Annotated in this window: 12 protein-coding genes; 5 read left to right on the forward strand and 7 right to left on the reverse strand. The window is 71.3% G+C overall.

Going from position 1 to position 11,015, the window contains the following annotated elements; genetic code table 11:
• The first annotated feature begins 148 nt into the window (after nucleotides 1-148).
• Nucleotides 149-730, forward strand: a complete 582-nt coding sequence (locus ACIBJF_RS41215) for a 2'-5' RNA ligase family protein (RefSeq protein WP_399181898.1) — start codon at nucleotides 149-151, stop codon at nucleotides 728-730.
• Nucleotides 731-772: 42 nt separating this feature from the next.
• Here ACIBJF_RS41215 and ACIBJF_RS41220 read toward each other — a convergent pair whose 3' ends face one another.
• Nucleotides 773-1,507, reverse strand: coding sequence for a decaprenylphospho-beta-D-erythro-pentofuranosid-2-ulose 2-reductase (locus ACIBJF_RS41220; protein WP_399181900.1), 735 nt, complete (start codon nucleotides 1,505-1,507; stop codon nucleotides 773-775).
• A gap of 145 nt (nucleotides 1,508-1,652) precedes the next feature.
• On the opposite strand from ACIBJF_RS41220, the gene ACIBJF_RS41225 reads away from it, so the two are divergent.
• Nucleotides 1,653-2,573 carry a YihY/virulence factor BrkB family protein gene (locus ACIBJF_RS41225; protein ID WP_399181902.1) on the forward strand — a complete coding sequence of 307 codons (921 nt, stop codon included), beginning with the start codon at nucleotides 1,653-1,655 and terminating at the stop codon, nucleotides 2,571-2,573.
• Here ACIBJF_RS41225 and ACIBJF_RS41230 read toward each other — a convergent pair.
• Nucleotides 2,521-3,744, reverse strand: coding sequence for a D-alanyl-D-alanine carboxypeptidase family protein (locus tag ACIBJF_RS41230; RefSeq protein WP_399181904.1), 1,224 nt, complete (start codon nucleotides 3,742-3,744; stop codon nucleotides 2,521-2,523). The genes ACIBJF_RS41225 and ACIBJF_RS41230 overlap by 53 nt on opposite strands.
• A gap of 91 nt (nucleotides 3,745-3,835) precedes the next feature.
• Here ACIBJF_RS41230 and ACIBJF_RS41235 point away from each other — a divergent pair, with 91 nt between their 5' ends.
• The 3 genes from ACIBJF_RS41235 to ACIBJF_RS41245 all read left to right on the forward strand — a co-directional run bounded on the left by ACIBJF_RS41235 (nucleotide 3,836) and on the right by ACIBJF_RS41245 (nucleotide 7,271).
• On the forward strand, nucleotides 3,836-4,075 hold the full coding sequence (locus tag ACIBJF_RS41235) for an SCO4848 family membrane protein (protein WP_356301960.1): 240 nt from the start codon (nucleotides 3,836-3,838) through the stop codon (nucleotides 4,073-4,075).
• A 106-nt stretch (nucleotides 4,076-4,181) separates the two neighbouring features.
• Entirely contained in the window at nucleotides 4,182-5,483 is a 1,302-nt protein-coding gene (locus tag ACIBJF_RS41240) for a metallophosphoesterase (protein WP_399181906.1), read from the forward strand.
• A gap of 243 nt (nucleotides 5,484-5,726) precedes the next feature.
• The gene (locus ACIBJF_RS41245) at nucleotides 5,727-7,271 is read left to right on the forward strand and encodes an ABC transporter substrate-binding protein (protein ID WP_399181908.1); all 1,545 of its coding nucleotides are present in this window, start codon (nucleotides 5,727-5,729) and stop codon (nucleotides 7,269-7,271) included.
• On the opposite strand, the gene ACIBJF_RS41250 is transcribed toward ACIBJF_RS41245, so the two are convergent.
• The 5 genes from ACIBJF_RS41250 to ACIBJF_RS41270 form a co-directional block, all read right to left on the reverse strand.
• On the reverse strand, nucleotides 7,272-8,042 hold the full coding sequence (locus ACIBJF_RS41250; protein WP_399181910.1) for a TetR/AcrR family transcriptional regulator: 771 nt from the start codon (nucleotides 8,040-8,042) through the stop codon (nucleotides 7,272-7,274).
• Nucleotides 8,043-8,075: 33 nt separating this feature from the next.
• Nucleotides 8,076-8,585 carry a thiol-disulfide oxidoreductase DCC family protein gene (locus tag ACIBJF_RS41255; RefSeq protein WP_399181912.1) on the reverse strand — a complete coding sequence of 170 codons (510 nt, stop codon included), beginning with the start codon at nucleotides 8,583-8,585 and terminating at the stop codon, nucleotides 8,076-8,078.
• 5 nt (nucleotides 8,586-8,590) lie between these two features.
• Complete coding sequence (locus ACIBJF_RS41260; RefSeq protein ID WP_399181914.1) at nucleotides 8,591-8,998, reverse strand: hypothetical protein; 408 nt, start codon at nucleotides 8,996-8,998, stop codon at nucleotides 8,591-8,593.
• Between the two features lie 74 nt (nucleotides 8,999-9,072).
• Nucleotides 9,073-9,495 (reverse strand): VOC family protein, encoded by a 423-nt coding sequence (locus ACIBJF_RS41265; protein WP_399181916.1) that lies wholly within the window; start codon nucleotides 9,493-9,495, stop codon nucleotides 9,073-9,075.
• A 91-nt stretch (nucleotides 9,496-9,586) separates the two neighbouring features.
• Nucleotides 9,587-10,951 (reverse strand): FG-GAP and VCBS repeat-containing protein, encoded by a 1,365-nt coding sequence (locus ACIBJF_RS41270; protein WP_399181918.1) that lies wholly within the window; start codon nucleotides 10,949-10,951, stop codon nucleotides 9,587-9,589.
• Nucleotides 10,952-11,015 lie beyond the last annotated feature (64 nt).

The following is an 11,015-nucleotide window of genomic DNA, read 5'->3' on the forward strand; positions in this document are numbered from 1 at the left end:
CACACGTCCCAGTGGGCAGAGCGCTGCACATCACTGCCGCTGCGCCTGCCCACAGGACATCCATAGCCGTACAGTCGATAGCCGACGGCCCGAACGTGACGAAACGGGACGGGCCGAGAAAACGACAGACGCGACGACAGGAGACGACGTGGGGACCGTAACGATCGGCGTGTCGATCGCGGTCCCGGAGCCTCACGGCAGCCTGCTCCAGGAGCGGCGCGCGGGCTTCGGCGACGCCGCGGCTCACGGCATCCCCACGCACGTCACCCTGCTGCCGCCGACCGAGATCGACGAGAGCGAGCTGCCGGCCGTCGAGGCGCACCTCACCGAGGTGGCCGCGGGCGGGCGGCCGTTCCCGATGCGGCTGTCCGGCACGGGCACGTTCCGTCCGCTGTCCCCGGTGGTCTACGTCCGTGTCGTCCAGGGCGCCGAGGACTGCACCCTGCTCCAGCTGCGGGTGCGGGACGCCTCGGGGCCGGTGGCCCGCGAGCTGCAGTTCCCGTACCACCCGCATGTCACCGTCGCGCACGGCATCGACGAGGCGGCGATGGACCGCGCCTTCGAGGAACTGGCCGGCTTCGACGCGCAGTGGCCGTGCACGGGGTTCGCGCTCTACGAGCAGGGCGCGGACGGGGTGTGGCGCAAGTTGCGGGAGTACACGTTCGGGGGTTCCGTGGTGCCGTCGCAGGCCGGTGCGCTCCGTGGGGTGGGCCGCAGCGCGGTGTCGTAGGGGCGGGTCCGTCGCCCGGCGGCCGCGGCCGCATCGTGGGCGTTAGAGGGGCAGCCGCCGGAACAGTGCCCGCGGCGTGTGCCGCAGCGCCGACATCACCAGCCGCAGCGCGCCCGGCACCCACACCACCTCCGAGCGGCGGCGCAACCCCAGTTCGATCGCCGTGGCCACCGCCTCCGGGGTCGTCGAGAGCGGCCCCTCGGCGCGGACGTACCCGGGCCGTACGACCATGACGTGCACGCCCGTGCCGTGCAGGGCGTCGCCGAGGCCCTGGGCGAAGGTGTCGAGGCCGGCCTTGCTGGAGCCGTAGATGAAGTCGGCGCGGCGGGCGCGCTCGCCGGCGACGGAGGACAGGACCACGAGGGAGCCGTGTCCCTGGGTCTGCAGGGCGCGGGCGGCGACGAGTCCGGCGGAGACGGCTCCGGTGTAGTTGGTCTGGGCGACCTGGACGGCGCGTACCGGGTCCCGTTCGTCGTGGGCCTGGTCGCCGAGGATGCCGAAGGCGAGCAGCACCAGGTCGATGTCGTCCTCGGCGAAGACCTTGCCGAGGACGGTCTCGTGGGACGCGGGGTCGAGGGCGTCGAAGGCGACGGTACGGACGTCCGCGCCGAGTGCGCGCAGGCCCTCGGCGGCCTGTTCCAGGGCCGGTGAGGGGCGGCCCGCCAGCCACACCGTGCGGGTGCGGCGGGCGATCAGCCGGCGCGCGGCGGCCAGCGCGATCTCGGACGTGCCGCCGAGGACGAGCAGGGACTGGGGGAGACCGAAGGCGTCCGTCACATCAGCTCCTCGAGAGGGTCCGGAGGCATGTCGGTGACCGTATCGTCCCTATATGAGGGATTAGTTACTGAACATTCGCCCGCTCCACACAATGGGTGATTAGTGGGATGTCTTACGAGCGCGCAGTCACGGGCAGGAGCGGATCATGGACTGGCTGAAGAGACTCCCCGGCATCGGGCCGCTCGTGGTGCGGCTGATGCGGACGCACGCGTGGCACTGCTACGAACGGCTGGACCGGGTGAAGTGGACACGGCTGGCCGCCGCGATGACGTTCATCAGCTTCGTGGCGCTGTTCCCGCTGCTCACCCTGGTCGCCGCGGTCAGCGCCGCCACGCTCAGCCCGGACCGGCAGAAGACCGTCGAGCACAAGATCGCCGAGCAGTTCCCCGGCGTCCTCTCCAGCCAGTTGGACCTCACCTCGCTCGTCGACAACGCCGGTACCGTCGGTGTCATCGCGGGCGCCGTGCTGCTGTTCATCGGCATCGGCTGGGTCGGCCAGACGCGGGACTGTCTGCGCGCGGTGTGGGAGCTGCCGGACCAGCAGCAGAACCCGGTGGTGGCCAAGGCCAAGGACGCCGGCATCCTCCTCGGCCTCGGCGGGGCACTGCTGGTCACCCTTGCCACGTCCACGCTCGCCTCGGCCGCCGTCGGGGTCGTGTCGCGCAACCTCGGCCTGGCCGAGCACGGTTGGGGCAGCGCGCTGCTGCGGATCGCCGCGTTCGCCGTCGCCGTGCTCGCCGACTTCCTGGTCCTGCTCTACGTCCTGACCCTGCTGCCCGGCGTCGAGCCGCCGCGCCGCCGCCTGGTGGTGGCCGCACTGCTCGGCGCGGTCGGCTTCGAACTGCTGAAACTGCTGCTCAGCGGCTATATCCAGGGAGTCGCCGCGAAGAGCATGTACGGCGCGTTCGGCGTCCCCGTCGCACTGCTGCTGTGGCTCAACTTCACCGCGAAACTCGTGCTGTTCTGCGCCTCCTGGACGGCGACGAACAGCTCGGAGGCCGAAGCCGCCGACGTCACGGACGCGACCGACGGCGCATCAGGTCCGGCAGCGGCCACCGGCGATTGATCAGGAACGCCGCGCCCGCGAGCAGCACCAGTGCCCCGCCCGCGATGGCCGCGGCGGTGCCGATGCCGGAGCCGGAGTCGGTGGTGGCACCGGCCATCGGCCTGGCGCCGGATCCGTCCTTCCCCGCGGACTTCCCGGCGGAGGCGCTGGGTTCAGAGCTCGGCAGGGCGCTCTTCGGCGGCACCAGCTCACCCACCGGACCGACCGTGCCGGCCGCCTGGAAGCCCCAGTCGAGCAGCTTGGCCGTCTCCTTGTAGACCTCGTTGTGCGCGGGCTTCTCCGGATGCATCACCGTGACGAGCAGCACCTTGCCGCCCCGCTCGGCGACCCCGGTGAAGGTGGCGCCCGCGTTGGTGGTGTTGCCGTTCTTCACGCCCGCGATGCCCTGGTAGACGGGCACGTCGGTGTCACCGCTCAGCAGCCGGTTGGTGTTGCGGATCTCGCCCGACTCGAACTTGGCGCTGACGGTCGAGCAGTAGTCGCGGAAGTCCTTCTTCTGCAGCCCGGACCGGGCGAACAGCGTGAGGTCGTACGCCGACGACAACTGCCCCGGCTCGTCGTAGCCGTCGGGCGAGACCACGTGCGTGTCCTGGGCCTGCAGTTCGTCGGCGTGGTCCTGCATGTCCTTGACGGTCTGCGAGACGCCCTCGTTCATCGAGGACAGCACGTGCACGGCGTCGTTGCCCGAGCGCAGGAAGACCCCGAGCCACAGATCGTGGACCGAGTAGGTGTGCCCCTCCTTTATCCCGACCACGCTGGAGCCGACGCCCATGCCCGCGAGGTCGGACGGCACCACCTTGTGCTTCTCCTCCTTGGGGAAGCGGGGCAGCAGGGTGTCCGCGAACAGCATCTTCAGCGTGCTCGCCGGGGGCAGCCGCCAGTGCGCGTTGTGCGCGGCGAGCACCTCGCCGGACTCGGCGTCGGTGACGATCCAGGAGCGCGCGCTGATGCCCTTCGGCAGCACCGGGACACCCGGCGCGAGGTTGACCTGGGTGCCGGGCTGCCCCAGCCGGGCGCCGCCCACGGTCGACATCCGGGCCGGGGGCGTGGCCTTCGGGCTCGTCGACGGGGACGGGGCGGCGAGGGCGGCGGGCGCGGTGACGGACAGGGACAGCAGGGTGGCGGAGGTGATCAGCAGCGATCGCCCGCCGATCTTCTTCGGTGCAGACACGGTCGAGAACGTACCTTTTGTCGACTGTGGAATCCCATGACCCACCTCACCCCGGCCACGGAACCGGTCGGCGAACGGCGATACTGGTCGCATGAAGCTCAGCCGCCCGGTCTCCTGGTTCCTGCTCGCCTTCGGGGTGTGGTCCTGGGTCATCTGGGTCACTTTCGTCAAGAACCTGATCAAGGACAGCAGCGGGCTCGCCTTCGACGACGGTCACCCGACCGCGTACTTCTGGGTGCACCTGCTGCTGGCCGTCGTTTCCTTCGTATTGGGGACGGTCATCGGGGTCATCGGGTTGCGCGGACTGCGCGCACTGCGCCGCGCGTCATAGCGGCCCGCACCCTAGCGGTCCGCACCCCCGGCCGCTCGCACAGCCGCTCGCTCGTCACAGCCGTCCGCACGTCACAGCCGTACGTCACCACGGGGGTCCGGTCGGGTTGGTCATCGTCCTCGCGCTCGTCGCCGTCGCCGTCCTGGCCGTCGTGGCGGGCCTGCACTGGTACATCTGGCGGCGCCTGGTCCGCGACACCACGCGCGGCCCCGGACCGGCCCGCCGCGCCGGCACGGCGGTCTTCGTCGCCGGCCCGGTCCTGATGGTCGCGGCCCTGGTCACCGAGCGCTCCGGCGCCGCCTTCGGGCTCCAGCGCGCCCTGGCCTGGCCCGGCTTCCTGTGGATGGCCCTCGCCCTGTACCTGCTGCTGGCGGTCCTGGCGGGAGAGGCGGTACGCCCCCTGCTCCGCCGCGCCCTGCACCGCCGGCGCCAACCGGGCGCGAACCCCGTGGAGCCGCCTCTCGGCCGGCCGGGCCAGGACCCCGTCGGGTCACTTCTCGGCCGACCGGGTCGGGACGGTGGGCACGGTCCCGGTACGGCCACCGTGGCACCGGGCGCCCAGGAGGCACCGGGAACCGAGGAACCCACCCGCCGCCTCTTCGTGTCCAGAGTCGTGGCCGGCGCGGCCGCAACCGCCGCCGTGGCGACCGTCGGCTACGGAACCTACGGAGTACTCCGCGGCCCGCGGGTGAAACGCGTCACCATCCCCCTGGCCAAGCTCCCCCGAGCGGCACACGGCTTCCGTATCGCCGTCGTCAGTGACATCCATCTCGGCCCGATCCTCGGCCGTGACTTCGCGCAGAAGGTCGTCGACACCGTCAACGCCACCCAGCCCGACCTGATCGCGGTCGTCGGCGACCTGGTGGACGGCAGCGTCAAGGACCTGGGCCCGGCCGCCGCGCCCCTCGCCCGGCTCCGCGCGCGGCACGGCGCCTACTTCGTCACCGGCAACCACGAGTACTTCTCCGGCGCCGAGCAGTGGGTGGCCGAGGTGCGGGCCCTCGGCCTGCACCCGCTGGAGAACGCCCGCACCGAGCTGCCGTACTTCGACCTGGCCGGGGTGAACGACCTCCAGGGCGAGAGCGAGGGCCAGGGCCCGGACTTCGGCAAGGCACTCGGCGACCGGGACACGGCACGCGCGTGCGTGCTGCTGGCCCACCAGCCGGTGCAGATCCACGAGGCGGTCCGGTACGGCGTCGACCTCCAGCTCTCCGGTCACACCCACGGCGGCCAGCTCTGGCCCGGCAACCTCCTCGCGGCCGCCGCCAACCCGACCGTCGCCGGCCTCGACCGCTACGGCGACACCCAGCTGTACGTCACCCGGGGCGCCGGCGCCTGGGGCCCGCCCACCCGCGTGGGGGCGCCGTCGGACGTGACGGTGATCGAGCTGGCCGCCACGCGCGCGTGAGCCGCACCCGCGCCCGAGCCGCCCCCCTGGCCGGAACCGCTCCCACGCCTGTGAAGACGCTGTGAAACCCGGGGGAAACAACGCCTCGGTAAGTTCTTTCCCCAATGGTCAGAAAGCCCTTCCCCCAGGCGAAACCCGTGTGATTAGGTGAGCCGCGCCACGAGGGGAGTGGCGAATTCGTGCTGGCCAGGGGTAGGGCCTTTGAAGGGGCCTGGGGAGGGCACCACCGTGCGATCTGTTCGCATGCGCGTTTTCGTGACACTGCTCGTGCTCGCGATCGTGGGAATCGGCGGCTGGCGACTGCTGCCGTCGCAAGGGAACAAGAACAAGACCATCGCGGTCGGTACGACGGACGCCGTCACGGACCTCGACCCGGCGGGCGCCTATGACGCCGGGTCCTGGGCCCTGTTCAGCAATGTCTTCCAGTCGCTGCTGACATTCGAGCCGGGCGGCGTCGAGCCGGTCTCGGACGCCGCGAAGAGCTGCGCCTTCCAGGGCGGCGGTCTGCGGACGTACCAGTGCACGCTGCGCTCCGGGATCACCTTCCCGAGCGGGCGCGCGATGACGGCCGAGGACGTGAAGTACTCCTTCGACCGGGTCAAGAAGATCAACTCCGATGTCGGCCCGGCGTCGCTGTTCTCCACGCTCGGCTCGGTGACCGCCGACAGCGCGACGACCGTCACCTTCCATCTGTCGTCCGCGGACGCCACGTGGCCGCTGAAGGTCGCCACGGGCGCCGGGGCGATCGTGGACAAGGACAAGTACCCGGCCGACTCGCTGCGCGGCGGCACCGCCGTCGACGGCACCGGCCCGTACACGCTGACGTCGTACACCAAGAACCAGAAGGCCGTCCTTCAGCCGAACGCCCACTACGAGGGCTACCTCAGCGGTGCCGGCCGCCCGATCGAGCTGCGCTACTACGCGGACTCCGCGAAGCTCGACAGCGCCTGGAAGGCGGGGCAGGTCGACGTCGCCACCCGGGAGCTGCCGCCGAGCGTGCTCTCCGCGCTGAACCCGAGCGACCCCAACCAGCGGGTCACCGAGTCCGACAGCGCCGAGACCCGCAACCTGTACCTCAACACGCGCGCCGGCTCGCCTTTGCACGACGCGCGGGTGCGCCGCGCGATGGCCTGGCTGGTCAACCGCGAGCAGCTCGCCTCGACGGTCTACGAGGGCACGGTCGACCCGCTGTACTCGCTGATCCCGGCCGGCATCACCGGCCACACCACGTCGTTCTTCGACGACTACCCGGCGCAGAGCGTGCAGAAGGCGCGGGCGCTGCTCACCCAGGCCGGGGTGACCCTGCCGGTCCGGTTCACCTTCGGCTACGGCAAGAACCGGGGCGCGGGTGAGCAGGAGGCCGCGGCGCTGAAGCAGCAGCTGGAGGCGGGCGGCCTGTTCAAGGTGGACGTCCAGGGGTACGAGTGGACCGACTTCCAGAAGCGCTGGGCCACCGGGAAGATGGACGCGTGGGCGGTCGGCTGGGTGCCCGACTATCCCGACCCTGACACCTTCGGCGCCGCGCTCGTCGGCACCGGCTCCACGATGAGCACCGGGTACAGCAACAAGCTGGTCGACCACCTCGTCCTGGACAGCCAGCAGTACGCCGATCGCAGCCGGGCCGCGAACGACTTCAAGGACATCCAGGCGGACGTGGCCCGGGACGTCCCGCTGCTCCCGCTGTGGCAGCGCAAGGAGTACGTGGTCAGCACCGAGGACGTGGGCGGCAGCCAGTACCTGGACGACGGCACGGGCGTCTTCCGCCTGTGGCGTCTGAACTGGCTCTGATCATTCGGCCTTCCCGTCGCGCCCCTTGGTTCCCCTGGTCTCCTTGGTCCGGGGATCCGGCAGTGCCTTCGTCATGCCGGGCAGGAAGTCCGTGAACAGCTCATGGACCTCCAGCACCAGGGGGCGCAGCACGCGGAAGCGGGCGAGCGCCACCCCGCGGGCGGTCAGCCGGGCCCCGCGCCGGGCCAGCCGGTAGCTGCGCTCGCGCCCTTCCGTCCGGTCGAAGATCCAGTACAGGACCAGCCCCATCTGGGAGAGCCACATCAACTCCGGGAGCACGTCCCGCAGTTCGGGGGCGACCTTGGACTTCGAGCCGGCCAGCACCTCGCGGTGGACGGCGATGGCCTGCTCGCGGGCGTGCTCGCTCTCCGGGGAGAAGGGGCTGAGCGGGCTGTCGGGGTCGGCGGCGTTCTTGAAGAACTGCACGGCGAACTCGTGGTACGGCCGGGCGATGTCGAGCCAGACCGTCAGCACGCCCGCGAGCCGCGCCTCCAGGTCGGTCTCCCGGTCCAGGACCTCGCGGACCGCCCTCTGGTGCTCGGCGGCGATCCGGTCGTAGAAGCCCTGGATCAGGTGTTCCTTGCCCTCGAAGTAGTAGTAGGCGTTGCCGACGGAGACCCCGGCCTCCTTGGCGATGGCCCGCATGGTGGTCTTGTCGTACCCGCGCTCCTGGAACAACCGCATCGCGGTCTCCAGGATCAGCGCGCGGGTCTGCTCGGACTTGCTGCTGGGGGAGCCGGCCGTCTCGGGGCCGTCGTTCTTCGCGGGCACGGTAGAAGAGCCTAACGAGTACGGCTCGGGGGCCTAACCGGTGGCGCAGGTCCCGCCGGGGCAGGAGGGCGGCTCGTAACTCCAGCCGGTGTCCGGCCGGTATGCCCACCCGTCCTGCCGCCGGTAGACCGTCCCACCCCAGTTCCACCCGGCGTCGCGCCGCTGCGCACCCCGCCACTTCGCCGCCGCCAGCACCGCGCCGCGGGCGAGCCGGGCGCCGGAGGGGGTGCTCAGCCGGTGGGCGAGGGGCCGGTGCTCGCGCAGGGCCCACAGGACGACGATCCAGGCGCGCGAGCCCCGGTAGACCTGGCCGGAGTCGCCGACGACGGTGACCTCGTCGAGCGTGGCGGCGTGGTCGAGCCCGGGGAAGCGGATGCGGGCCCCGTCCGAGCCGGCCGGCACCAGTTCCAGCGGCACCAGCTGCGGCTGCCGTGCCAGCCAGCCGCGCAGATGGGTGCACAGTCCGCACTCGGCGTCGTACAGGACGGTGAGCCGGCGGACCGGGACGCCCCCCGTGACGCCCCGGTCCTCAGTGGTGGTCACCGCGGTCACGCCCCGGCCGCCGGGGCGATCCACTCCTGCGGGTCGACCGGAGGCCGCTCCTCGCGCTCCATGATCCCGCGCCGGCGGATCCGGTTGAGCACGTACACGTTGCCCAGGTGCATCACGCCGAGCACCAGCAGGACCACGCCCAGCTTGGTCGACAGGGCCTCGAAGACGCCGCGGGTGTCCTCGATCGTCTCGTCCCCGCTCAGGTACAGCGCCACGAAGCCGAGGTTGACCAGGTAGAAGCCGACGACCAGAAGGTGGTTGACGGCGTCCGCGAGCTTCTCGTTGCCGCGCAGCACGTCGGCCAGGAAGACCCGGCCGTTGCGGCTGAGCGTGCGGGCCACCCAGATGGTCAGCGCGATGCTGACGACCAGGTAGATGACGTAGGCGATGACCGTGCGGTCCATGCCCCCACCCCTTCTTGAACGCGTTCAAAACGCTGACGGGGATGACTGTAGACCTGTTTTTGAACATGTTCAACTCAAGGGTGCGCCCGGGTTCCGCGCCCCAGCTCCGGACGCTTGGTGTAGTCCGTGAACCCGAGGACGTTGCCCCAGGGGTCGGCGATCTCCACGGTCCAGCCGGTGGCCACCGGGAGCACCTCGTCCAGCGGCGTGATGTCGGCGGCGGCCAGCGCCCGCGCCGCCGCCCGCGCGTCCGGCACCTCCAGCCAGATGCGCGGCGAGGGCCACGGCGGCGACCGGTGCCCCAGCGTCTCTTCGGCGCGCAGCAGGATCCCGGGGGTCTCCTTGCCGACCTTCAGCAGGGCGATCCCGCCCTCGTCGAACCGGAACTCGACACCGAAGCCGGCCCGCTCGTAGAACCCGACGGCCTCGCCGAGGTCGCCGACGGGGAGCAGCACGTTGTCGAAACCGAGCGGTTCGTACGACTCATCGTCTGACATGTCGTCAGATTAGGAGTCGTCCTGCTCGGATGCGAGGAGCCCCACCGGAGCGCGTCTCCGGTGGGGCTCGGTGGTGGACCGGGCAGCGGATCTACTGCGGGAAGTTCGGGTCCAGGTCGGTCTCCGACGCGCCGCTGGTGGTGATGCCCGAGGCGGTCGCACGCAGCAGCAGGCCGGCGCGGTAGAGGTCGCCGGACGCCAGCAGGTCCGCGTCGCCGTCCCGGTCGAGGTCGCGCAGCCGGACGAACAGACCGATCCGCTCGTCCTCGGTGGCACTGCCCGGCACGCCCGCCGTGGCGCGGGTGAACCACTGCGAGCCGGTACCGGTCAGGCCGCTCTTGCCGCCCCGCAGGATGTGCACACCACCCGCGTTGTGGACCGAGCCGGACTCCTCCTCGGGCACGCCGACCGCGAGATCCGGGTAGCCGTCGCGGTTGGTGTCGCCGGCGGACAGGGAGTAGCCGAACCAGTCGTTCGCGGTGGCCGCGGTCGCCACGCCGGAGGTGGACTGGGACAGGCGGTAGCTGGTGGTGGGTCCGCTCGCACCGCCGCGCAGGACCAGCACGGACCCCGCGCCCTTGTTGTACGGCTTGTCGCTGACGGCGAGGTCCCCGTAGCCGTTCTTGTCGAAGTCGGCGATCACGCCGGTCGAGGAGAAGTCCGCCTGAGAGGCGTTGTACGTCGTGTACGTGCCGCGCTTGATGGTGGTGCCGCCCTGCACGAACCACGCGGCCTGGGTCATCCGGTCGTTCTTGTAGCCCTGGCCGAGCACGTACAGGTCGGTGGCCTTGTCCGCGGTGACCCGGCCCGCCACGATCGCGGTCGGCTCCAGCACCTCGGCGCCGCTGGGGCTGACCTCCAGCTTGGTGACGCTGCCCGTCGTACCGGTCTGGGAGAAGCCGCCCCGGTAGACGAAGAGGGTGCCGGTGACGTCGGCGACGGCCAGGTCCGGCTTGCCGTCGCCGTTGAAGTCGCCGGACGCGAGGGCCGCGCCGAACGCCAGGCTGGACTTGGCCGGGATGCGGGTGGCCTTCGCACCGAGGCCCGCCTGGGCGCCCCACAGGATGGTGACCGCGCCCGCCCCGGCCTTGGTGCCGACCTTCTCGGTGCGGTCGGCGACGGCGAGGTCGGCGTACCCGTCCTGGTTGAGGTCGGCGTTCGCGATCTGGTCGCCGAAGCCGTCGGCGTAGCCCCCGGCGTCGCCGGCCTGGCCCGGGATGTTGGGGCTGTCCTGCGTGAACCTGACCGTCTTCGGGCCCGGCCCGGTCGCCGTGCCGTAGGTGACGGCGACCTCACCGCCCCAGCCGGACGCGTAGTCGCGGTAGCCGTCGCCGTTGAAGTCGTCGGCGTACTTGGCGGGAGCGGCCGCCGCCGAACCGGCCGTGAGCGCGAGCGCCCCGCCGGTCAGTGAGAGAGCCGTGGCCGTCGCCACGGCGAGCCTTCTGTACGTGCGCATGTGTCTCCTTGATCGCGTACACACAGGAGACACACGGCGGCACGGGAGAGTTGTACGGCGAGGG

Source organism: Streptomyces sp. NPDC050743 (genome assembly GCF_044456925.1).
Lineage (GTDB): Bacteria > Actinomycetota > Actinomycetes > Streptomycetales > Streptomycetaceae > Streptomyces.